Source organism: Salinicola sp. RZ23 (assembly GCF_003206675.1).
GTDB lineage: Bacteria > Pseudomonadota > Gammaproteobacteria > Pseudomonadales > Halomonadaceae > Salinicola > Salinicola endophyticus.
Genome location: NZ_PZJK01000007.1, coordinates 447,351 through 469,511 on the forward strand (window position 1 = coordinate 447,351; position 22,161 = coordinate 469,511).

General features: G+C 67.3%; 18 protein-coding genes. 16 read left to right on the forward strand and 2 right to left on the reverse strand.

What is annotated here, in order from left to right:
- Positions 1-45 precede the first annotated feature (45 nt).
- Entirely contained in the window at positions 46-1,365 is a 1,320-nt protein-coding gene (gene hslU / locus DOM67_RS08180; RefSeq protein WP_110675317.1) for an ATP-dependent protease ATPase subunit HslU, read from the forward strand.
- A gap of 189 nt (positions 1,366-1,554) precedes the next feature.
- Positions 1,555-1,938 carry a DUF971 domain-containing protein gene (locus DOM67_RS08185; protein ID WP_110675127.1) on the forward strand — a complete coding sequence of 128 codons (384 nt, stop codon included), beginning with the start codon at positions 1,555-1,557 and terminating at the stop codon, positions 1,936-1,938.
- Positions 1,939-2,311: 373 nt separating this feature from the next.
- Here the strand turns inward: DOM67_RS08185 and DOM67_RS20070 are convergent, their stop codons facing one another.
- Positions 2,312-2,536: a hypothetical protein gene (locus DOM67_RS20070; RefSeq protein WP_232825181.1), complete on the reverse strand. Its 225-nt coding sequence runs from the start codon at positions 2,534-2,536 to the stop codon at positions 2,312-2,314.
- On the opposite strand from DOM67_RS20070, the gene DOM67_RS08190 reads away from it, so the two are divergent.
- From DOM67_RS08190 to ppk1, 10 genes are all read left to right on the forward strand, one after another.
- Positions 2,535-4,259, forward strand: a complete 1,725-nt coding sequence (locus DOM67_RS08190) for a LamG-like jellyroll fold domain-containing protein (protein ID WP_232825182.1) — start codon at positions 2,535-2,537, stop codon at positions 4,257-4,259. The genes DOM67_RS20070 and DOM67_RS08190 overlap by 2 nt on opposite strands.
- 398 nt (positions 4,260-4,657) lie before the next feature.
- Positions 4,658-5,404 (forward strand): bifunctional demethylmenaquinone methyltransferase/2-methoxy-6-polyprenyl-1,4-benzoquinol methylase UbiE, encoded by a 747-nt coding sequence (ubiE, locus tag DOM67_RS08195; RefSeq protein ID WP_110675128.1) that lies wholly within the window; start codon positions 4,658-4,660, stop codon positions 5,402-5,404.
- Positions 5,405-5,406: 2 nt separating this feature from the next.
- On the forward strand, positions 5,407-6,057 hold the full coding sequence (locus DOM67_RS08200; protein WP_110675129.1) for an SCP2 sterol-binding domain-containing protein: 651 nt from the start codon (positions 5,407-5,409) through the stop codon (positions 6,055-6,057).
- Complete coding sequence (gene ubiB / locus DOM67_RS08205; protein ID WP_110675130.1) at positions 6,054-7,676, forward strand: ubiquinone biosynthesis regulatory protein kinase UbiB; 1,623 nt, start codon at positions 6,054-6,056, stop codon at positions 7,674-7,676. The genes DOM67_RS08200 and ubiB overlap by 4 nt, the downstream gene beginning before the upstream one ends.
- 63 nt (positions 7,677-7,739) lie before the next feature.
- Entirely contained in the window at positions 7,740-8,081 is a 342-nt protein-coding gene (locus tag DOM67_RS08210; protein ID WP_110675131.1) for a phosphoribosyl-ATP diphosphatase, read from the forward strand.
- A 68-nt stretch (positions 8,082-8,149) separates the two neighbouring features.
- The gene (gene tatA / locus DOM67_RS08215) at positions 8,150-8,419 is read left to right on the forward strand and encodes a Sec-independent protein translocase subunit TatA (protein WP_110675132.1); all 270 of its coding nucleotides are present in this window, start codon (positions 8,150-8,152) and stop codon (positions 8,417-8,419) included.
- Positions 8,420-8,425: 6 nt separating this feature from the next.
- Positions 8,426-8,983, forward strand: a complete 558-nt coding sequence (tatB, locus tag DOM67_RS08220) for a Sec-independent protein translocase protein TatB (protein WP_110675133.1) — start codon at positions 8,426-8,428, stop codon at positions 8,981-8,983.
- Positions 8,980-9,765, forward strand: coding sequence for a twin-arginine translocase subunit TatC (gene tatC / locus DOM67_RS08225; protein ID WP_110675134.1), 786 nt, complete (start codon positions 8,980-8,982; stop codon positions 9,763-9,765). The genes tatB and tatC overlap by 4 nt, the downstream gene beginning before the upstream one ends.
- A gap of 207 nt (positions 9,766-9,972) precedes the next feature.
- A complete protein-coding gene (gene hemB, locus DOM67_RS08230) occupies positions 9,973-10,980 on the forward strand; it encodes a porphobilinogen synthase (RefSeq protein ID WP_110675135.1) in 1,008 nt (335 codons plus the stop codon).
- A gap of 52 nt (positions 10,981-11,032) precedes the next feature.
- Positions 11,033-13,240: a polyphosphate kinase 1 gene (ppk1, locus tag DOM67_RS08235; protein WP_110675136.1), complete on the forward strand. Its 2,208-nt coding sequence runs from the start codon at positions 11,033-11,035 to the stop codon at positions 13,238-13,240.
- Positions 13,241-13,693: 453 nt separating this feature from the next.
- On the opposite strand, the gene DOM67_RS08240 is transcribed toward ppk1, so the two are convergent.
- Complete coding sequence (locus tag DOM67_RS08240; RefSeq protein ID WP_110675137.1) at positions 13,694-15,880, reverse strand: alkaline phosphatase PhoX; 2,187 nt, start codon at positions 15,878-15,880, stop codon at positions 13,694-13,696.
- A gap of 285 nt (positions 15,881-16,165) precedes the next feature.
- On the opposite strand from DOM67_RS08240, the gene DOM67_RS08245 reads away from it, so the two are divergent.
- The 4 genes from DOM67_RS08245 to DOM67_RS08260 are packed head-to-tail and all read left to right on the forward strand — an operon-like array spanning position 16,166 to position 22,132.
- Positions 16,166-17,872, forward strand: coding sequence for a lipoprotein UxpA (locus DOM67_RS08245; RefSeq protein ID WP_110675138.1), 1,707 nt, complete (start codon positions 16,166-16,168; stop codon positions 17,870-17,872).
- Positions 17,869-18,381: a hypothetical protein gene (locus tag DOM67_RS08250; protein WP_110675139.1), complete on the forward strand. Its 513-nt coding sequence runs from the start codon at positions 17,869-17,871 to the stop codon at positions 18,379-18,381. The genes DOM67_RS08245 and DOM67_RS08250 overlap by 4 nt, the downstream gene beginning before the upstream one ends.
- The gene (gspD, locus tag DOM67_RS08255; RefSeq protein WP_110675140.1) at positions 18,378-20,624 is read left to right on the forward strand and encodes a type II secretion system secretin GspD; all 2,247 of its coding nucleotides are present in this window, start codon (positions 18,378-18,380) and stop codon (positions 20,622-20,624) included. Before DOM67_RS08250 ends, gspD begins: the two co-directional genes overlap by 4 nt.
- The gene (locus DOM67_RS08260) at positions 20,621-22,132 is read left to right on the forward strand and encodes an ATPase, T2SS/T4P/T4SS family (protein WP_110675141.1); all 1,512 of its coding nucleotides are present in this window, start codon (positions 20,621-20,623) and stop codon (positions 22,130-22,132) included. Before gspD ends, DOM67_RS08260 begins: the two co-directional genes overlap by 4 nt.
- Positions 22,133-22,161 lie beyond the last annotated feature (29 nt).

Below are 22,161 nucleotides of genomic sequence, written 5' to 3' on the forward strand. Positions count from 1 at the left end.
AACGCCCAGGCCGCCCTGCCGGCGCCGACCCATACGCAGTCGGCCATGACCCCGCGTGAGATCGTCCATTCGCTGGACCAGTACATCATCGGCCAGCACGACGCCAAGCGCGCGGTGGCGATCGCCCTGCGCAACCGCTGGCGCCGTATGCATCTGGACGAAGACATGCGCGGCGAGATCGTGCCCAAGAACATTCTGATGATCGGCCCCACCGGGGTGGGCAAGACCGAGATCGCGCGGCGTCTGGCCAAGCTCTCCGGCGCGCCCTTCCTCAAGGTCGAGGCGACCAAGTTCACCGAGGTCGGCTATGTCGGCCGCGACGTCGAGTCGATCGTGCGCGATCTGATGGAGATGTCGATCAAGATGGTGCGCGAGCAGGCCAAGACCGAGGTGCGCAACAAGGCCGAGGACGCCGCCGAGGAGCGCATTCTCGACGCCCTGCTGCCGCGCCCCCGGGGCAGCGAGTACGACAGCGGCCGCGACGACTCCGGCACGCGTCAGGTATTCCGCAAGAAACTGCGCGAAGGCCAGCTCGACGACAAGGAGATCGATATCGAGGTCACCCCGGCGAGCCAGGGCATCGATATCATGACCCCGCCGGGCATGGAGGAGATGACCAACCAGCTGCAGAGCCTGTTCGCCAACATGGGCAAGCAGAAGACCGAGAGCCGTCGGGTCACGGTCAAGGAGGCGTGGAAGCTGTTGCAGGACGAGGAAGCCGCCAAGCTGGTCAACGAGGAGGAGATCAAGCAGCGCGCGCTGGAAGCGGTGGAGCAGAACGGCATCGTATTCCTCGACGAGATCGACAAGGTCGCCAAGCGCGGCGAGTCCGGCGGCAGCGGCGGCGACGTCTCCCGCGAGGGCGTGCAGCGCGACCTGCTGCCGCTGATCGAGGGCTCCACCGTCTCCACCAAGCACGGCATGGTGCGCACCGATCATATCCTGTTCATCGCCTCCGGCGCCTTCCACCTCTCCAAGCCCTCGGATCTGATCCCCGAGCTGCAGGGGCGCCTGCCGATCCGGGTCGAGCTCACCGCCCTGACCCCGGATGACTTCAAGCGCATCCTGACCGAGCCCTCGGCGGCGCTGACCAAGCAGTATCAGGCGCTGCTCGGCACCGAAGGGCTGGAGGTGCAGTTCACCGAAGACGGCATCGCCCGGATCGCCGAGATCGCCTGGCAGGTCAACGACGGCACCGAGAACATCGGCGCACGCCGCCTGCACACAGTGATGGAGCGGCTGCTCGAGGAGGCCTCCTATCAGGGCGGCGACTTCGACAGCCCCTTGGTGGTGGATGGCGCCTACGTCGACGCACAGCTCGGCGAGCTGGCGGTGGACGAAGATCTGTCGCGCTATATTCTGTAACCTCAAGCACCGCAGGCATGCCAATCGCGTGCCTGCGGCCATATCGCCACGGCGGCCTCGACGCCCGCAGGACTCGACACACCGAGGTCTTACTCATGGCCTGCAGGGGTCTCGGGGCCTGCGGGCGTCTTGCGTCGCCGCTCTCGTTGGCTTCACATGGGCGCCTGCACCGCACCAGGAGATTTCGCCATGTCCGCCCCAGTCCCTACCCGCGTGCACTACCACAAGCGCGACCGCGAACTCGAACTCGGCTATGCCGACGGCACCCACTACCGCCTGGCGATCGAGCTGCTGAGGGTCTACTCGCCCTCGGCCGAGGTCCAGGGGCACCACCCCAGCGAAGCGGTGCTGCAGACCGGCAAGCGCCACGTCGGACTGCTCGACGTCACCCAGGCCGGGCGCTATGCGCTCAAGCTGCACTTCGACGATGGCCACGACAGCGGCCTCTACACCTGGGACTACCTCCATGCGTTGGCGACCGAGCAGGAGGCGCGCTGGGCCGACTATCTGGCGAGGCTGGCGCGTGCCGGGGCCTCGCGGGAGCCGAGCACGATCCAGATCCATCAGGTGTGATGGCGGAGGAGACGCCGAGTCAGTGTCAGCGCGGACTCGGCGTTCGCCGCGAATCGCCGCGAATCGCCGCGTGACGCGACGCTTGCACGCTAGCCCGGCCGGTGCTCACCAGACTCCATCTCATGTGCCCTCTTGCGTGCGTCGGCAGCCTGTCCACCGAGCGCCCTTGTACCCCTTTTCGCTCATTGATCGACTCCGTAGCGCCGGGATCGAACCCGACAGTACAACCGAATTTGTAACAGTATGTTAAAGGATCAGACATTCTCCTCGCCGACAATGCCGCTTCAGCGTCGGGCTCGGATGATGCTCGAGCCCGCTCGACCTCGTCCCGACAGGAGAACCCAGCAATGGACAGTAGAGATTGTCACCCCTTTCACTGGCACTGGCTGATCACGCTGTCCTGGCTGATCATGTCGCTGTTGGTTACCGGTTGCAGCAGCAGCGATGACAACGAGACCGCCAGCGACGACACTTCTCGATCATCGATGAACACGTCCGAGCCACCCAAATCCGGCGTTTCGGAGAGCCGAAACGCTTTTACCCTCGCCGTCCTGCCGGACACCCAGAAATATGCGGAGAACTCGCCCGAGCGATACATGGCGCAGACACGCTGGATCGCCGATCACTACGCCGAGGAGAAGATCGCCTTCACAGTGCACTTGGGCGATGTGGTGGAGAACACCAGGTTCAACTGTGACGACCCTGCGGCCTGGACCCAGGAGTGGGAGCGCGCACGGGAAGCGATGGCCCTGCTAGAGGCCAACCCCGCAACGCCCTACAGCATTCTGGCCGGTAATCACGACGTGTGCGACCCACGACAGTGGGAGTCCGATCGCGACTTCTCTCGGGAGCCTTTCCTGCAGAACTTCTCGCCCCAGCGGCAAGCCGCCAACTTCGCTACCTACCAGGGGCAGGCGCAACTCGACAATGGCACACCGGCGCCTTGGGGCGGCTTCGACAGCTACCATATCTTTACCGTCAACGACTTCTGGGAAGACGGCTCTCCCCAGTCTTTCATCGTACTGGCGCTCGACTGGCGCCCCTCGGAGACCACCCTGCGGTGGGCGAGTCGCGTGCTCAAGGAGCATCCCGATCTACCCGCCATCTTGACCACCCACCAGTTGATGAATATCGGTGAAGACGGTGAGAGCGCGATCTTCAGCGAGGTCGGCCCCTATTTCTGGGACAACCTGGTAAGAGACAACGATCAGATTTTTCTCACCATCAATGGTCACCATCATGGCGAGGCCACGCTGGAAGCGCGCAACGCCTACGGACGCAAGGTGGTCATGGAGGTGGTCGACTACCAGTCAGGCTACTGGGGCGGCAACGGCATGCTGCAATTGATCACGTTCGACCCTGAGGGCCAGGCGCTACATTTTCGTTCCTTCTCTCCCTGGGTAGCGCAGATCCCCGAGGCCGAGCGCTCTTCGGTAGATGAGCTCGAACGCTGGAAATACAGCATCGATATGGATTTCCGCGAACGTTTTGCCAACTTCAACCAGAACAGTCTGGTGGAAAACGCACCCGGCAACGTCGAAGGCACGCTGGCGCACTGGATTTTCGATGACCGATATCGCATCACCTCGCCAGGCAGTGGCGCAGGTTTCATCGATGTGTCCGGCAACGGCAATTCTCTGAGTACCGCTACACTCGGCGACCCCGAAGCATCGCTTTTCGAGGTGCGAGATATCGATCCCCCTTATGGCTATGCCAAGGGCACCGCGACCTTCCGTGGCGACAACAGCAAAGGCGGTTTCTATCTCGAGACCACGGCACCCGGCCTGGCCTTCGAAAAGAGTGCTGCCGGCAAACAGGGTTACCTGCCGCAGTACACCATCGAGGCGGTGTTGCGGCTGCCAGCAGACTGGACACCCGGTGAGAACGCCTGGTCGGGTGTGCTGACACACCAACCTTCGGCCACCCAAGTCTGCCAGCTGCATCAGCTATCTTGCGCCAGCGGCGACCCCTCACTGGGCCTGGCCATCTCCAGCCTGAGAGAACTGCAGTGGCTCAGCGTGCCGCAAAACGGCAACACGCGGAGCAACTGGTCCTGGGAGATCGATCGCGACCGCTGGTATCACGTGGCCGTGGTCAACGACGGGAAGCGCACGCAGATGTATGTCAACGGCGCGCTGGTGATGCGTACGGGTTACGAGCAATCCGGCTTGCTGGTTCAGCCCGGCAGCGAGTGGCTAGTCGGTGCCAGCTCCTGGGAGGGCAAGCCGGACACCCCCTTCGCCGGCGATATCGCCGAGATTCGCATCAATAACCGCCCACTGGACAGCTCGGAGTGGCTCTACAGGCCTCAGGGCTTGTAAGCAAAACCGGTTAGCAACCAGGCAGGGCAAAAGCCGAACCGGGCTGGTGTACCCGTTCACAGGGGCTCGAGGCGCCTGTAAATAGGTACGCCAGCTCTTCAGACGTTCCTAACGTTGTCCAGTGAACCGGCTGTCAAGGCGGCATGGTCGGGCACACGCCAGCGATGGCGCTCCGGCCGTGCGCTCGTTTACGCTCCGGATGCGCCGGTATCAGACGCCCCCATGCCGATCGTCGGGAGCCCCCCCTCCACCAGACAGTGTGCAAAGACAAGGCCCAGGCCAGACGCTACAATGCACCATCGACAGAGTCAGCGAAGACTCGTCCCGCCTGCCCTCGCCGCGGCCGCCGTCGTTGGCGTTCGTGCGGCGATCTACAGCGTCTTTTCGGGGAGAAGCACATGGACAAGCGCACGACCGACTTCGGCTACGAGCAGGTCGCGGTCGAGGAGAAGGCCGCCCGGGTGGCGGACGTCTTCCACTCGGTGGCCGCGCGCTACGACGTGATGAACGACCTGATGTCGTTCGGTATCCATCGGCTGTGGAAACATCTCACCCTGGAGCGCAGCGGCGTCCGCGCCGGCCACCGGGTGCTCGATATCGCCGGCGGCACCGGCGACCTGACGCGGCAGTTCGCCAAGCGTGTCGGCCCCAGCGGCCGGGTGGTGCTGGCCGATATCAACGCCTCGATGCTGCGGGTCGGGCGTGACAAGCTGATCGACGGCGGCGTCGGCGACAACGTCGAGTACGTGCAGGCCAACGCCGAGAGCCTGCCGTTCCCCGACAACAGCTTCCACTGCATCACCATCGCCTTCGGCCTGCGCAACGTCACCGACAAGGACGCGGCGCTGCGCTCGATGACCCGCGTGCTCAAGCCCGGCGGGCGTCTGCTGGTGCTGGAGTTCTCCAAACCGGCCAATGGTCTGCTCTCCAAGGCCTACGACCAGTACTCGTTCCGGGTGCTGCCGCAGGTCGGGCGGCTGGTCGCCAACGACGCCGACAGCTACCGCTACCTGGCGGAGTCGATCCGCATGCATCCGGATCAGGAGACGCTCAAGGGCATGATGCAGGCCGCCGGACTCGAACGGGTCGAGTACACCAACATGACCGGGGGCATCGTCGCCCTGCACCGCGGCATCAAGCTCTGAGCATGTCTGGCGTGGTCGATAACTTCACGCTGGTGGCCGCGGAGCGGGCCCTCGCACGCCTGCTGGCACGGGATCCGGCGACGCCCGCCCGCCTGCGCGCCCTCGAAGGCCGCAGCCTGCGCCTGGTCAGCGCCACCCCGCCGCTGGCGCTGCGGGTCAGCTTCGCTGACGCCGGCATGCGTCTCTCCCGGGTCAGCGACTGGCAGCAGCACGACGATCTGGTGATCGGCGTCGACCGTCATGTACTCGAGCGCTGGGTCGCCGGCGATTCGCTGGAGCGGCTGCTGTTCAATGGCGATCTTGACGTCAGCGGCGATACCGGCATGCTGGCCCCGCTGCAGGCGCTGCTGCTCGATCTCGATCTCGACTGGGAGGGCGCCCTGGCCCAGACCCTCGGCGCCACCCCGGCCCATGGCCTGGCGCAGGCGCTCGGCTATCTGACCCGCCAAGCGCGCACCAGTGCCGGCGAGTGGCAACGCGACTGGCGCGAGTATCTGTTCGAGGAGGCGCGATTGGTGGCCGGACACGATCAGCTCGAGGTCGCCCGCGACGCCCTGAGCGCACTGCGCCTGCGCGTCGACCGACTCTCGGCGCGGGTCACGCGGCTGCAGCGCGAACACACGGCCAGCGCCGCACAGGAGCCGCATCCATGAGTCTGCGGCTTTTGCGTATCGCCTGGACCGTCTCCCGCTACCGTCTCGATACTCTGGTGCCCCAGGAGCGCCTGCCACCAGTACTGCGCTGGCTGTGGCGCTTCGCCCCGGCCAGGCTCATCCCTACTGGCAGCCACTCCCGCGGCGAGCGGCTGCGGCTGGCGCTGGAGTCGCTGGGGCCGATCTTCGTCAAGTTCGGCCAGATGCTCTCGACCCGGCGTGACCTGCTGCCGCCGGACATCGCCGACGAGCTCAAGCGACTGCAGGATCAGGTGCCGCCGTTCCCCGGCGAGACCGCCCGCGCCATGGTCGAGAAAGAGCTGGGCCAGCCGGTCGCCGAGGCCTTCGCCAACTTCGAGACCGAGCCCATGGCCTCGGCCTCGATCGCTCAGGTGCATGCTGCCGAGCTGCATACCGGCGAGCGGGTGGTGGTCAAGATCATCCGACCCGGCATCGAGCGCACCATGCGCGAGGACATCGGCCTGCTCTACACCTTCGCGCGCCTGCTGCGGCGGGTGCCGGAGGCGCGCCGGCTGAGGCCGGTGGAGGTGGTTCAGGACTATGAGGCGACGCTGTTCGATGAGCTCGACCTCAACAAGGAAGCCGCCAACACTTCGCAGCTCAAGCGCAATTTCCAGGGCTCGCCGCTGCTCTACGTGCCCAGCATCTACTGGTCGCTGACCCACCGTCAGGTGATGGTGCAGGAGCGCATCGAGGGCATTCCGGTGGCCGACGTGGCGGCGTTGAAGGCCCAGGGCACCGACCTCAAGAAGCTCGCCGAGCATGGCGTGGAGATCTTCTTCACCCAGGTGTTCCGCGACAACTTCTTCCACGCCGACATGCACCCCGGCAATATCTTCGTCTCCCGCGAGAACCCCACCGAGCCACGCTATATCGCCATCGACTGCGGCATCGTCGGCAGTCTCACGCGGGAGGACCAGGACTACCTGGCACGCAACCTGCTGGCCTTCTTCCGTCAGGACTACTACGAGGTGGCGGTGCTGCACATCGAGTCCGGCTGGGTCGGCGAAGGCACCCGGGCCAACGAGTTCGCCTCCGCGATCCGCGCGGTGTGCGAGCCGATCCTGGAGAAACCGCTCAAGGACATCTCCTTCGGCCAGGTGCTGCTGGGCCTGTTCCAGACCGCCCGGCGCTTCCAGATGGAGGTGCAGCCGCAGCTGGTGCTGCTGCAGAAGACCCTGCTCAATATCGAGGGGCTGGGACGTCAGCTCTATCCGGATCTCGATCTGTGGAGCACCGCGCGGCCCTACCTCGAGCGCTGGATGCGCGAGCGCGCCGGTCCCAAGGGCTTCTGGCAAACGCTCAAGAAGCACGCCCCGGAGCTGGCCCACCAGTTGCCGGAGCTCCCGGTGCTGGCCCACCAGGCGCTCTCCGAGCGCGATGAGCAGCGCCGTCAGCGACGCCAGCAGACCGCCGCCCTGAGCGGCCTGCAGCAGCGCTTCGAACGCGCCGGTGCGCGCGCCCGACGGCTGCGCCTGGGGCTGCTGCTGCTGGCACTGGCGCTGGGCTGGCAGCCGATGCTCGGCTGGGCCGAGCAGCAGCCGTGGCCGGTGGTGGCCGCGGCGGCGCTGGGGGTGGCGCTGCTCGCCTGGCGCTGAGCGCGGGCCGCCCAAAGCGGCCCGGCTCGCGAACCGCTTATTTAGACTCAGGATTGTCATCTCATGAGTGATACTCTCGAACGATTGGCCGCCGTGCTCGCCGAGCGCCGCGATGCCGACCCGCAAAGCTCCTACGTCGCACAGCTTCATCACCGGGGTCTCAACAAGATTCTGGAGAAGGTGGGCGAAGAAGCGACCGAGACGCTGCTTGCCGCCAAGGACGTCAAGGCCGATGATGAGCAGAGTCGGCAGGCACTCGTCGGCGAAGTCGCCGATCTGTGGTTCCATAGTCTGGTCATGCTCTCGCATCTGGAGGTCGACCATCGCGCCGTGCTCGACGAGCTGGCCCGGCGGTTCGGCGTCTCCGGCCTGGACGAGAAGGCCGCGCGGCAGCCAAGCCCGTAAGCGCTACCTAGGATCAATTCAGCGTCAATCGTGTCAGCGCCTCGGCGCATGCCTCAAGGAGTAAGGTTATGTTGGGTGGTATCAGTATCTGGCAGTTGCTGATCGTGCTCGGGATCATCATCTTGATCTTCGGCACCAAGAAACTGCGCAACGTCGGCAGCGATCTGGGCGGCGCGGTGAAAGGGTTCAAGAAGGCGATGCACGACGAGGACGGCAAGGAGAAGTCGGAGAGCACCTCCCAGCAGCGCATCGACCACTCCCAGCAAGCGTCCCAGGACAGCCGCTTCGATAGCGACGACATCAAGTCGAGCGCCGACGACAAGGCCGAGCGCAAGTAAGCGGCGATGTTCGATATCGGCTTTTTCGAACTGCTGCTGATCGGCATCGTCGGCCTGCTGGTGCTGGGGCCGGAGCGCCTGCCTATCGCCGCCCGCACCGCAGGGCTTTGGATCGGCCGTATTCGCCGCAGCGTCGCCAACATGCAGCGCGAGATCACCTCCCAGCTGGAGGCGGAAGAGCTGCGCCAGAAACTCGCCGAGCAGCAGCGCAAGCTCGACGAGGGGGTCGGGCGGGTCAGACAGGAGGTCGAGCAGGGTCAGCGCCAGCTCGACGAGGGCGTGGGCCGGGCTCGGCACGAGGTCGAGAAGACCCTCGGCAGCGACGAGGCCCGCCGCGGCACGGCACGCGCCACATCGGACGACTCGACGCCGACCGACGCCGTTTCGCCCGATGCCGCCTCGTCCGAACAGGCATCGGTGCCACACTCGCCGCAACCGGATGACCCGGCCCCGGCGAAGCACTTCGACGCCGTATCGCCCCCCGCCGATCCGCCGCCACGACCCGCGGATGATCTGCCCGCACCGGCGAGCGGTACCGAGGACAAGGATTCGAATACCCGATGAGTGACGCCTCACGCCCACCGGAGGAAGAGCAACCGCAGGCCCCGCTGATCGAGCACCTCATCGAACTGCGCTCGCGCCTGATGAAGGCGGTGATCGTGGTGATCGCCATCTTCGCCGTGCTCTACGCCTTCTCCAACGATATCTACCGCTTCGTCGCCGAACCGCTGATCGCGCTGCTGCCAGCAGGCTCGCGCATGATCGCCACCGAGGTGACCTCGCCATTCCTGGCCCCGTTCAAGCTCACCATGGTGGTCTCGATCTTCGCCGCCGTGCCGGTGATCCTGTATCAGGCCTGGGCCTTCATCGCCCCGGGGCTCTACCGTCACGAGAAGGCGATCGCCTTTCCGCTGCTGGCGTCGAGCATCGTGCTGTTCTACTGCGGCGCGGCCTTCGCCTACTACGTGGTGTTTCCGCTGCTGTTCAGCTTCTTCGTCCACACCGGCCCGCAGGACGTGCAGGTGATGACGGACATCAACGCCTATCTCAATTTCGTGCTGAAGATGTTCTTCGCCTTCGGCGTGGCGTTCGAGATCCCCATCGCCACTTTCCTGGTGATCTGGACCGGGATCACCGACGTCAAGAGCCTGACCAGGAAGCGTCCCTATGTGATCCTGATCTGCTTCGTCGTCGGCATGCTGCTAACCCCACCCGACATCATCTCGCAGAGCCTGCTGGCGGTGCCGATGTGGCTGCTGTTCGAGGTCGGCATCCTGTTCGCGCGCCTGGTACGCCGCCGACGCGAAGACGCCGATACCGATACCGATACCGACACGTCGCGCTGATCCCGGCGGCCGCCGGTGCTCGCCGGCCTCGGCTCGGCGATGACGCCGCGGCCGCTGACCTCTCTCCGCCCTGTCCGGTACAGGGTTGTTATACTGGGCAGGCACCCTGATGCCCATGTCATCGTTTTGTCATTCGGCGCTGATAGCGTTGCCTTCGGCGTCGCGGGGCGGTGTCACACCCGTCTCGTCGCTTCTGTGGAGATTCCCATGCGTCATTCCCTGTCCCGTCAGTACCCCGCCACCCGGATGCGTCGACTGCGCAAGCGTGAGTTCTCCCGCCGCCTGGCGCGGGAGTCGGCACTGACCACGGACGATCTGATCCTGCCGGTATTCGTGCTCGACGGCGAACACCGCCGCGAGGCGGTCCCCTCGATGCCCGGCGTCGAGCGGCTGTCGATCGACGAGCTGCTGCGTGAAACCGAGGAACTGGTAGCGCTGGGGATTCCGGCGATCGACCTGTTTCCGTTCACCCCGCCGGAGAAGAAGAGTGCCGACGGCGCCGAGGCGTGGAATCCGGATGGAGTGATCCAGCGCGCCATCCGCGCGCTGCGCGAACGCTTCCCCGAACTCGGCATCATCACCGACGTGGCGCTCGACCCCTACACCACCCATGGCCAGGACGGCATTCCCGACGAGCACGGCTACCTGCAGAACGATCGCACCATCGAGGCGCTGATCAAGCAGGCGCTGTCGCATGCCGAGGCCGGCGCCGACGTGATCTCGCCGTCCGACATGATGGATGGTCGCATCGGTGAGATTCGCGCCACCTTCGAGCGTGAAGGGCTCCACGAGACCCAGATCATGGCCTACTCGGCCAAGTACGCCTCGAAGTACTACGGCCCCTTCCGCGACGCCATCGGCTCCAGCGGCAATCTGGGCCAGGCTGACAAGTTCAGCTACCAGATGGACCCGGCCAACACCAACGAGGCGCTCCACGAGACCGCCCTCGACATCCAGGAGGGTGCCGACATGGTGATGGTCAAGCCGGGCATGCCCTACCTGGACGTGGTCCAGCGGGTCAAGGAATCCTTCGGCGTGCCGACATTCGTGTATCAGGTGAGCGGCGAGTACGCGATGCACATGGCCGCCTTCGAGAAGGGCTGGCTCGACGCCGACAGCGTGATTCTGGAATCACTCACCTGCTTCAAGCGCGCCGGTGCCGACGGCATTCTGACCTATTTCGCCAAGCGCGCCGCACAACTACTCAACGCCTGATCACCGCGGGCGCGTCTGCCCGGGTGCGGGACATCATTGTGGAGAACAGTCGATGACAGACACCCAGGACACGCCCGGCCCCGCTCGAGAACTCGCCAGCAGCAGCCTGCCGGTCGACGATGGCAGCTCGCCGCCCCTGCGGGTCAACCGCACCCGCAAGGGCATCCATGCCAAGGCGACCCCCTCGCCGCAGGCGGACCTGAGTGACCCCACGCTCTACTTCAACCGCGAGTTGTCACACCTGCAGTTCAATATCCGCGTGCTCGAGCAGTCTCTGGATCCCTCGCATCCGCTGCTCAACCGGCTGATGTTCCTGCTGATCTTCTCCTCCAACCTGGACGAGTTCTTCGAGATTCGAGTCGCCGGACTCAAGCACCAGCTGGCCCTGGCCAACGAGGAGGTGGGCGCCGACGGTCTGCCCCCGGCGCGCACGCTGGAGGAGATCTCGCGCATCGCCCACGAGCAGGTCGACCGCCAGTACCACATTCTCAACGACGCGCTGGTGCCGGCACTGGAGGAGCAGAAGATCCGTTTCCGCCGTCGCTCGCAGTGGACCCCGGCTCAGGCAGCCTGGGTCGCCGACTACTTCGAGGAGGAGATCGCGCCGGTGATCAGTCCGATCGGGCTGGACCCCTCGCACCCCTTCCCACGGCTGGTCAACAAGAGCCTCAACTTCATCGTCGAGCTCGACGGCACCGATGCCTTCGGCCGCGAGGGAGGCCTGGCGATCCTGCCCGCGCCGCGCTCGCTGCCACGCTTGATCCGCCTGCCAGAAGCGCTGTGCGAGGCGGGCTTCACCGACTATGTGTTCCTGTCGTCGATGATCCACGCCCACGCCCACGAGGTGTTCCCCGGCATGGAGGTCGAGGGCTGCTACCAGTTTCGCCTGACCCGTAACGCCGATCTCTCGGTCGACCCGGAGGAGGTCTCGGATCTGGCCTCGGCGCTGCGTGGCGAGCTGCTGGCACGGCGCTACGGCAGCGGCGTGCGCCTGGAGGTGGCCGACAACTGCCCCGACAACCTGATCGACTTCCTGCTCCACCAGTTCGAGCTCGGCGAGGCGGACCTCTATCGGGTCAACGGCCCGGTCAACCTGACCCGGTTGATGTCGGTACTCGACGACGTCCAGCGCCCCGACCTGCGCTACCGCTCCTTCACCCCGGGGCTGCCCAAGCAGGTCCGCGGCGACGTCAACCTGTTCTCGATGATCAGCCAGGGCGATATCCTACTGCACCACCCGTTCCAGTCGTTCACCCCGGTCGAGGAGCTACTGCGCCAGGCCGCCCGCGACAGCGACGTGATGGCGATCAAGCAGACCCTCTACCGTACCGGCGCTGACTCCTCGATCGTCAGCGCTCTGGTCGAGGCAGCGCGCGGCGGCAAGGAGGTGACCGTGGTGATCGAGCTGCGGGCACGCTTCGACGAGGCCGACAACCTGGCGCTGGCCTCGCGCCTGCAGGAAGCCGGGGCCATCGTCATCTACGGGGTGATGGCCTACAAGACCCACGCCAAGATGATGCACATCGTGCGCCGCGAGAAGGGCGAACTGCGCCACTATGCCCATCTGGGTACCGGCAACTACCACGCCAAGACCGCCAAGCTCTATACCGACTACAGCCTGATGACCGCCAACGAGGCGATCTGCGAGGATGTCCACCGGGTCTTCCAGCAGCTCTCCGGCATGGGCAAGCCGCGCAAGATCAACACCCTGCTGCATGCGCCCTTCACCCTCCACGACACCCTGGTGGCGATGATCGAGCGCGAGGCCAAGTTGGCCGAGAGCGGCAAGAAGGCGCGCCTGGTGATCAAGTGCAACGCGATCACCGAACCCAAGCTGATCCGCGCGCTCTATCGCGCTTCTCGGGCCGGCGTGCGCTGCGATCTGATCATCCGCGGCATGTGCTGCCTGCGCCCCGGCGTGCCGGGTATCTCCGAGAACATCAACGTGCGCTCGATCATCGGCCGCTTCCTCGAGCACACCCGGGTCTACTACTTCAGCAACGACGGTGCCCATGAAGTGTGGTGCTCCAGCGCCGACGCCATGGAGCGCAACATGTTCCACCGCGTCGAGACCTGCTTCCCGCTGCTCGACAAGAAGGTCGCCCAGCAGGTGCGCAAGGACCTCGACACCTACCTGCTCGACAACTGCCAGAGCTGGGTGCTCGACAGCGAAGGCCAGTACCACCTGCAGGAGAGCGGTGACGCCGAACCGATCAGCGCTCAGGAGACCCTGCTCTACGCCTACGCCAGCCAGGCCTGAGAGAGCAGTCGCCGCGCCCGGCCAGGGCGCGGCGCCTTCCCTTTCCCGCTCCTCTCAGCGACTCCCCTCGCCCGTTGAGGCGGCACTCCCTGCGCCTGGACAGCGATTTCCGACGCCAGCCCTATCGCTTGTCCTTATCCCTGACACGATCAATATCGCCGTCTATCACCGCCCTCCCGACCCGCACGCCACTGTCCTCACCTTCTGGGTTCTCCGAACCCGTGAGCTCACGCCCTGGATGCTCACCTCACCGGTACAGGGCTCGCGCTGACAGCGGCTGCGGATGCCTCGCGCCTCTGGGTATCACACGCCTAAGCGCCCTTCCCTCGGCCCCTGCCGCTGACGTACGCCCCGCATGCGCTCCCGGTGCAGGCCCCAGATGCAAAAGGGCCGCGCAGTGCGCGGCCCAGAGCTTGTGTGACGACTTGCTTGGTGTGACGAGATAGCCGTGGGTCAGACCGCGATCTCACCGCCATCACGCTTGCGGATCACCACGGTGGAGGCCCGCGGACGGATCTCGCCCGAGGTGGCGACCGTCGCATCCTGCACGCTGGCATCAGGATTGGCCGGCCAGTTGCCCGGGTGCTGGATGTTGATGAACAGCGAGGTCTTGTCCGGCGTAGCGAAGATACCGGTCACCTCACAGCCGTTGGGGCCGACGGCGAAGCGCTTGAGCTGGGCCTGGTCGGCAGCATCGATCACCGCCTTGTCGCCCGGACCGCGGCTGACACTGCCCGGCACCACCGCCAGCACCTGGTCGTTGGTGTAGTCGGTAACCTTGTCGTAGCCGTTGTCGGTCTCGATCCACAGGATACCCTTACCGTCGCCGCGGTCGTCGTACCACAGGCCGTCGGGGCTGGCGAACTGGTTGAGCTCGGTGAGCCCCGAGTAGTTGTCGGCATCGCTCTCGGCGGCGCCGAACACGAAGATCTCCCACTCGAAGCTGGTGCCCGCCGGGGACGGCTCATGCCAGCGGATGACCTGACCACCCTCGTTATCCGGGCGCGGGTTGGGGCCGTTGACCGGGGCAGTGGCATAGCCCACGCCCAGCTCTTCGACGTCGCTGCCGCCATTGGTATAGGTGGCGGCGGTGCCTTCGGCAGTACGCTTGGAGTTGTTGGTCAAGGTCATGTAGACCTCACCCGACGAGGGATCGACGGTGCCCCACTCGGGGCGGTCCATCGGTGTCGCACCCATGAAGTCGGCGGCGTCGCAGGTGTTGATGATCACCCCGGCGAGGTCACGCTCGTTGGCCAGCTCGAGCGCCTGCCACAGCGGACGGCCGTCACGGGTGGTGGCATCCGGCGTCAGCGGCAGCCAATCACCGCTGCCATCATCGTTGAAACGCGCCACATAGAGGGTGCCCTCGTCGAGATACTTGGCACCGATCGCCAGACGGTCGTAGTCCTGACCGGGGCGGTTGGCGTCCTGGGGGTCCCACTTGGCCTTGGAGACGAACTTGTAGATGTACTCGTTGCGCGAGTCGTGACCGGTGTAGAACACCACCGGCTCGCCTTCGATCACCTTGCCCGGCCAGCACCCTTCGTGGCGGAAACGGCCGATATGGGTGCGCTTGAGCGCGGCAGTCTCGGTGCTCACGCTGGCGGTATTGCCGTAGGGGTCGATCTCCACCACATAGCCGAAGGTGCGCGGTTCGTTACGGTAGTCGCCGGATGCAGAAGCCGCGCTCGGCGTGGCGTCGAAGCGCGCGAACTCGCCGTTGGTGCCCCCCTGGGCGGTCTCCCAACCGTAGCGGCTACGGCCCGTGGGCACCCCCAGGCGATCGTCATCTTTGTAGCGGCCGCTGGCCTTGGTGAAGACATTGGGCCAGTTCTCCTCACAGGTGAGGTAGGTGCCCCAGGGGGTGAAGCCGTTGGCGCAGTTGTTGTTGGTGCCGCGGGTGCGCGTCCCGTTGGTGGAGTAGGCGGTCACCACGTAGTCGCTACCGCGCACCGGGCCGGCGAGTTCGATCGGCGTAGCCGAGGTGAGGCGGCGGTTGTAGCGCGAGCCGCGCTCATCGTTCCACTGGCCATCGCTGCCGAGCTTCAGCTTGACCAGGGTCACGCCGTGGGCGTTGATCTCGGTGCGCGCCTCGTCGGCCGGACGCGCGCCCTCTTTGGCGTTGGTCGGGCCGCCCTGCGGTGCCCATAGCGCGCTCTGGTCGATGTACTCGTTGTTGAGCGCCATGATGAACTCGCGCGAAGCGCTCTCTTCGCTCAGCGCGAAGTTGTGCATGCCGTCGTGGTTCATGCCCACGCTGGCCGCCTGATATTCGGGGGTGACGCGGCGGTCCGCGGACCAGGCGCCGACACTGTTGTCGAGCGGGGTGCCCCAGGGGATCAGCACCTGGGCGACATAGCCTTCCGGCACCACAACCGCATCGGTGCGCGAACCGCGAATCGAAGCGAATGCCAGCGCCAGCGGCGTGGCTTCCGACGAGCCGCCGCCGGAGCTGCCGTTGTCGTTACTGTCGTCGCTGCTGCAACCGGCCAGACCGAAGCCGCCGAGCAGGCCCATCGCGGCCAGGCCAGCGCCACCCTGCATGATGCCGCGACGCGAGATGCGACGCGACAGCACTGACGAGAACGGCTCGTTGCCGCTCTGGTTGAGAACGCGATGATCCTCGATTTCCTTGCTCATGGGGTGTCCCCTCTCTTTGGAGTCATTCACTAATGACGGTCTTCTGATCCACGGCGCCCGGACCGGCGATACGCGCCGCCGGCCACTTGGCGATCCAGTGCGTGCGGCCACCGGAATGCGTTACCCGGAGGCAACTTAGAGCAGCAAAGTGACAACACCATGACGACTTGACGGCAGCGCCACAGCGGTCGCGCCGTCATAAAACCGTCATCCCCCAGTCATTAGGATGCCGAGTCCGGCGGCGGCGAAGACCGTACGCCGCGTTGGATCATTCGCGGGAGCCTCATGACTGACCCCCTTTCCACCGCCGCCCAGGCCGCCACCGGCCGGGGCTGCGACTCGACCCGTCGGCGCCTGATCGGCACCCTGCTGGGCGCCGGACTAGGCGCTGGCCTGAGTGCCGGAATGAGCGGCTGCGCCGCGCCGCTGACAGCCAGCGCGCGCGCACCGACCCCAGGGCGCCAGGTCGAGATCTTCTATCTGGCCGATACCCTGGAGTGCCTCGGCCCCACACGGATCGTCGCGCCCGCCACCTATCTCGGCCCGGCCGAGATGCTCGGCGCCGCCCCCTGGGCCACGGCGGCCGGCGTCACCACGCTGGCGGGCAGCGCTGCCGCCGAGTGGGCCGCACTCTATACGCCGCGCAGCGCCGCCCGGCGCCACACCGCAGGCTATGGCGGTCTGGCCGCGCAGCTCGATCGGCTGCGCCGGGAACTCGGTACCGAACGCACCCTGACACTGGAGAACGGCCAGTGCTGGAGTGGCAGCGGCCTGGGCCATCTCGCCAACGGTAGTGCCGGTGTCGCCGCCAGCCGCCTGCTGGCCAGCGACGCCCGGGTCAGCAGCGACGAGCGCACGCTGTGGCCACAGCGTGCCGCAGCGCTCTACCGCGACTACGCACGCCCGGTGCTGGGCAATCTGGCCGCGCCACCCGCCGGCGTCAGCGCGGCGACCCGCTTCGAACGCGATGGCGTCCAGGTGGCGGTGGTCGGCGCCAGCGACCCCAACGCCCTGGACGAGACCCGCTCCCTCGATCAGTGGTACCAGACCCTGGCCGAGAGCGTGGCAAAGGCCGCCGCGGAGGCCGAGCTGGTGGTTCTGCTGGCCGATACCGGCAGCGCCACCGCGCGCTGGCTGGCGGCGCGGCTGCCACAGGTCGATCTGGTGCTGGCCGCCCGTGGCCAGGATTTCTGGCCCCGTCTGATCGCAGTCGACAATGCCCACGGCGCCCCGGTACCGCTGTGTCTCCCCGGCAGCCACGCCAGCGGCTTCTTTCATCTCAGCTGCCGCAGCACCCGCGACGGCTGGCAGATCCACGCCGAGTTCCAGCGCAACGACATCGCCGCGGACGCTGCGGCCGCCGATCACCAGGCGCGCTTCGACGCCCTGCGCGCACCCTACGCCGGCTGGCTCGACCGCCCGCTGGGCAGCGCCCCCGACTGGCTGTGGCGCCGCGACAGCGTCGGTGGCACCTGGGATGGCCTGATCGCCGCCGCCCTCACCGGGGATAGCGACACCACCCGCGCGCTGCTGCCGGGGCTGCGCCATGACACCCTGCTGGCCCCTGGCGAGACGATCACCCGCGACCACCTGTGGCGCCTGAGCGGCGGCCATCCGGCCCGGGTCGTCGAGCTGGCACCGCACGCCGAAGCGCTGGCGCGCCTGCTCGAACGGGCGCTGGACAACAGCCTGGGTACGCCGCTGATCCTCAATGACAGCCGCGACCTGCCGCGTCTCTCGGCGACCCACTGGACGCTCGACTACGGTGCTGCCACCGGCGCGCGCGCCCATCTCGACGCGCTGCCCGAAGGGCTCACCTGGCGCAGCTTCAGCGCCCGCCCCCAGGCCGGCGGCGAACCGCTGTGGCAGCGCCTGGAGCGCTATCTCGGCGACCACGGCGGCACGCCGCCGGCCCCCACCCCGCCGAGCCTCGAGGCGCGCTACGTCGACGGGCATCCCGGTTGGCATCCGCAGGCGCGTCTGAGCACATGACCCTCCCGGCCTGGCTGAGCGCCCCGGCACAGTGGCTGGCGCTGTGTCTACTGGCGTGGCTGGCGGCCCAGGCGCTGACCGGCACGGCGCGGCTGCTGGCGCCGGCCGCCCCCGTCTTGGCGCCGACGACGGTCACCCTCGACCCCGCCGCGCTGCCGCCGGTACCCACAGCCTGGCAGCAGCAGGCCGCCGAGACGGACACGCGCATTCCGCTCACCGACCTGCCCTACCGCGTGGTCGGCCGGGCACTGAGCGAAAGTGACGCTAACTCGCTGGTGGTGCTGGCGACGCCCGACGGCCAGCGCGCGCTGATGCCGGGCGACCGCATCGCCGCCGACATCACCCTGGCACGCATCGACGACGAGGGTGTGGTGCTGTCCCGCGCCGGGCGGCTGGAGCGGCTGCCCTGGCCCGAACCGACCGCCGCGCCGAGCGGGGGCGTCTCGCTCGCCGCCCCGACCACCGCCGCCACCGTTTCTTCATCCACGCTTTCGGAGTCATCCCCATGAGCTCCCTGCCATCTCGATCGGCGCTCACGCTGCTGCTGGCCCTGCTACCAGCGCTGCTGCTGGCGACCCCGGCGCTGGCCCAGTCACAGCCCCAGACGCCCACGGGCAAAACGGCCGGTGCCACCACGGATGCCACCCCGCGCTATGACGTCGACTTCCAGGAGACCAGCCTGCGCGAATTCATCGACAGCGTGGGGCGGATCACCGGCCATGAGTTCCTCGTCGACCCGCGGGTCCAGGGCACCATCTCATTGACCAGCCAGCGGCAGTTGAGCGCCGACGAGCTCTACCGCCTGTTCCAGAGCGAGCTGCAGATCAACGGCTACGCCACGGTCCCGCTCGGCGGCGGACAGGTACGTATCGTGCCGGCCCAGGCCTCGCGCACTCAACCGCTGCCGCTGGGCGACGCCGCCCAGGGTGCCAGCGTCGCCACCGGCGTGATCGAGACGCGCAATCTGGACGCCGCCACCCTGGCCAACGTGCTGCAGCCGCTGGTCGACAGCCAGGTGGGCACGGTCACGCCATGGCCGGAGAGCCATCTGGTGGTGGTCACCGACTGGCGCGACAACCTCCAGCGACTGACCCAACTGGCCCAACGCCTCGACCGCCAGCGCGATCTCCAGGCCGCGGTGCTGCCGCTGGCGCACGCCTCTGCCGACGAGCTCGCCGACACTCTGGACACGCTGATGCAACGCGAGGGCGGCGGTCAGGTGAAGGTGGTGGCCAACCCGCGTGCCAACGCCCTGGTGGCCTACGGCGACCCCGCCGGGCTGGCCCGGGTGCGCCAGCTCGTCGCCTCGCTGGATGCGCCCCAGGCCCAGGCCCAGGCCCAGCAGCGCAACACCCGGGTGATCTATCTCAACAACGTCAGCGCCGAATCGGTGGTCGCGGTGCTCGGCGGGCTGACCGGCGAGCGCTCCCAGAGCGCGGGGGGCACCGACTCCAGAAACCAGGTGCAGCAGCTGCTCCAGCGCGCCAGCGGCGGCGATAGCGCGCTGCAGGGCGGCCGCCTCGGCGCCATGGGTGACACCGGCGGCAGCGGTCTGCCCGCGCTGCCGGATGCCACCAGCCGCAACGCCGCCGTCGCCGGTACCCTCGGCGCCGGCGACGAAGCGGTCGGCTTCGCCGTCCACCCTTCGACCAACGCCCTGGTGCTGATCGGTCCGCCGGCGCGGCTCGACGCCTACGCCAGCATCATCAAGCAGCTCGACATCCGCCGCGCCCAGGTGGCGGTGGAAGCGATCATCGCCGAGATCACCGAGTCCCGCGCCAAGCGCCTCGGCGTGCAGTGGCTGTTCGGCGATCTCTCCGGCAGCGGCACCGTGCCGGTGGGCGGTTTCAACTACGCCGCCAACGGCCAGCCGGGGATCAATGCCATCGCCGGTGCCGCCGCACGCAACGACACCAGTCAGCTGGCGCGGCTGCTCGGCAGCATCACCGGGGCCAGCGCCGGGGTCGGCCGAATCAGCGACAGCGGGGTGAGCTTCGCCGCCCTGCTCGGTGCGCTGCAGAGCGACAGCGAGACCAACCTGCTGTCGACCCCCTCGCTGACCACCCTCGACAACGCCCAGGCCTATATCCTGGTGGGCCAGGAGGTCCCTTTCGTCACCGGCTCCACCACCTTCAACGAGAACCCCTACCAGATCATCCAGCGCGAGGATATCGGGGTCAGCCTGCGCATCCGCCCCTCGATCAGCTCCGACAACACCATCCGCATGGACATCGTCCAGGAGGTGTCGTCGATCGACCCCAACGTCCAGGCCTCCGACGTGGTCACCAACAAGCGCGAGATCGAGACCTCGGTGATCACCCGCGACGGCGGCATCGTGGTGCTCGGCGGGCTGATCAGCAACGCCGGCAACTCGAGTTCGGCGCGGGTGCCGCTGCTGGGCGATATTCCGCTGCTCGGCAAGCTGTTCCAGTACAACCGCGACGATCGCGAAAAGCGCAACCTGATGGTGTTCATCCGCGCCCGGGTGCTGCGTGATGCCGCCCAGATGGACAGTGCCACGGCTGAAAAGTACCGCTACATGCGCGCCCAGCAGCTGCTCGCCGGATTCGACGATGACCAGGCGCTGGCGCCCTGGACGGCGGCGAACACGGCCGTCGGCGGCATGTCTTCGGCTGCCGCGGGAATGGAGGGTGCGAGAAGGGATGGCGCGGCGCCGAGCGCGCCGGGGCAGCCGCGCTGGAGCGCACTGTTCCCCGATCAGCGCAGCCGCCTGGGGAGCCTGGCGCCATGACCGCGACACCGAGCCTCTCCGCCAACGACGATAGCGTCGCACCGCTGCCCTATCGGCTGGCCAAGCGTGCCGGGGTGGCGCTGGCCCCGGGCGCCCACGGCTACCGCCTGCTGTGCCGTGACACCACCTCGCCGCTGCAGCTCGAGGTGCTGCAGGATATTCAGCGCCGCCTGGGCCGCGCCGAGGGCTGCGAGTGGCTCGACGGCGACACCTTCGAGGCCCGTCTGGCCGCGCTGCACGATGGTGAGCGCGCCGACAACGCAGCGCTGCTGGAGGGCCTGGCCGAGCACGTCGACCTCGACAGCCTGATGCAGGAGCTGCCACGCGCCGAGGATCTGCTCGAGAGCGAGAACGAGGCGCCGGTGATCCGACTGATCAACGGCGTCTTCTCCGAAGCCCTGCGCCTGGCCGCCTCGGACATCCACGTCGAGCCGTTCGAGCGCGAGCTGGTGATCCGGCTGCGGGTGGATGGCGCCATGCGCGAGGCGCTGCGTCCGCCACGGGTGCTGGCGCCGGTGCTGATTTCGCGGATCAAGGTGATGGCGCGGCTCGACATCGCCGAGAAGCGCCAGCCCCAGGATGGCCGCATCACCGTGCGCGCCGCCGGCCGCGACGTCGATATCCGCGTCTCTACCCTGCCCGGCATCCACGGCGAGCGGGTGGTGATGCGTCTGCTCGACAAGCACGCCGCGCTGCTCGACCTCGACCGCCTGGGCATGCCGCCGGCCGTGCTCGAGCGCTACCGCCGGGTACTCGAGCAGCCCAATGGCATCCTGCTCAACACCGGGCCCACCGGCTCGGGCAAGACCACCACCCTCTACGCCAGCCTCAATGCGCTCAACGACCGCAGCCGCAACATTCTCACCGTCGAGGACCCGGTGGAGTACGCCATTCCGGGTATCGGCCAGACCCCGGTCAATCCCCATGCCGGGCTGACCTTCGCCCGCGGCCTGCGCGCCATCCTGCGCCAGGACCCGGATGTGATCATGATCGGCGAGATCCGCGATCTGGAGACCGCCGCCACCGCGGTGCAGTCGAGTCTCACCGGCCACCTGGTGCTCTCGACCCTGCACACCAACAGTGCGCTGGGAGCGATCGCGCGCCTGCGCGACATGGGCATCGAGCCGTTTCTGCTGGCAACCAGCCTCAAGGGAGTGATGGCGCAGCGCCTGGTGCGTCGGCTGTGCCCGGCGTGCTGCGAGTGGCGCCCGCGCCGGGCCGATGACGCCCAGTGGCTGTCCGGCATCGAGACGCTGTCGCGGCTGGCCGAACCCCAGGGCTGCGACCACTGCGACCACAGCGGCTACCGCGGCCGTCTGGGGCTTTACGAGTTCATCCCCATCGACGCCCGACTGGCCGGCCTGATCCATGAGCGCGCCCCCGAGGCGGCGCTGGCCGAGTACGCCTTCGGCCAGGCCGGCGCCCAGAGTCTGGCGCAGGCGGCGCTGGCGCGGCTGGCGGCGGGCGAGACCGCCCTCGACGAGGTGCTGCGTGCGATCCACCGCTGAGCTTGCCCCCCGCGCTGACCTCAAACTGC

What these genes read in the sequence shown, in the direction of transcription:
- DOM67_RS08250 (WP_110675139.1), top strand. Translation starts at nt 17,869, where the DNA reads ATGACCCTCCCGGCCTGGCTGAGCGCCCCGGCACAGTGGCTGGCGCTG.
- DOM67_RS08190 (WP_232825182.1), top strand. Translation starts at nt 2,535, where the DNA reads ATGGCGCAGACACGCTGGATCGCCGATCACTACGCCGAGGAGAAGATC.
- gspD (WP_110675140.1), top strand. Translation starts at nt 18,378, where the DNA reads ATGAGCTCCCTGCCATCTCGATCGGCGCTCACGCTGCTGCTGGCCCTG.
- DOM67_RS08185 (WP_110675127.1), top strand. Translation starts at nt 1,555, where the DNA reads ATGTCCGCCCCAGTCCCTACCCGCGTGCACTACCACAAGCGCGACCGC.
- ppk1 (WP_110675136.1), top strand. Translation starts at nt 11,033, where the DNA reads ATGACAGACACCCAGGACACGCCCGGCCCCGCTCGAGAACTCGCCAGC.
- DOM67_RS08210 (WP_110675131.1), top strand. Translation starts at nt 7,740, where the DNA reads ATGAGTGATACTCTCGAACGATTGGCCGCCGTGCTCGCCGAGCGCCGC.
- tatC (WP_110675134.1), top strand. Translation starts at nt 8,980, where the DNA reads ATGAGTGACGCCTCACGCCCACCGGAGGAAGAGCAACCGCAGGCCCCG.
- DOM67_RS20070 (WP_232825181.1), bottom strand. Translation starts at nt 2,536, where the DNA reads ATGTATCGCTCGGGCGAGTTCTCCGCATATTTCTGGGTGTCCGGCAGG.
- DOM67_RS08200 (WP_110675129.1), top strand. Translation starts at nt 5,407, where the DNA reads ATGTCTGGCGTGGTCGATAACTTCACGCTGGTGGCCGCGGAGCGGGCC.
- tatB (WP_110675133.1), top strand. Translation starts at nt 8,426, where the DNA reads ATGTTCGATATCGGCTTTTTCGAACTGCTGCTGATCGGCATCGTCGGC.
- hemB (WP_110675135.1), top strand. Translation starts at nt 9,973, where the DNA reads ATGCGTCATTCCCTGTCCCGTCAGTACCCCGCCACCCGGATGCGTCGA.
- hslU (WP_110675317.1), top strand. Translation starts at nt 46, where the DNA reads ATGACCCCGCGTGAGATCGTCCATTCGCTGGACCAGTACATCATCGGC.
- ubiB (WP_110675130.1), top strand. Translation starts at nt 6,054, where the DNA reads ATGAGTCTGCGGCTTTTGCGTATCGCCTGGACCGTCTCCCGCTACCGT.
- DOM67_RS08240 (WP_110675137.1), bottom strand. Translation starts at nt 15,880, where the DNA reads ATGAGCAAGGAAATCGAGGATCATCGCGTTCTCAACCAGAGCGGCAAC.
- DOM67_RS08245 (WP_110675138.1), top strand. Translation starts at nt 16,166, where the DNA reads ATGACTGACCCCCTTTCCACCGCCGCCCAGGCCGCCACCGGCCGGGGC.
- DOM67_RS08260 (WP_110675141.1), top strand. Translation starts at nt 20,621, where the DNA reads ATGACCGCGACACCGAGCCTCTCCGCCAACGACGATAGCGTCGCACCG.
- tatA (WP_110675132.1), top strand. Translation starts at nt 8,150, where the DNA reads ATGTTGGGTGGTATCAGTATCTGGCAGTTGCTGATCGTGCTCGGGATC.
- ubiE (WP_110675128.1), top strand. Translation starts at nt 4,658, where the DNA reads ATGGACAAGCGCACGACCGACTTCGGCTACGAGCAGGTCGCGGTCGAG.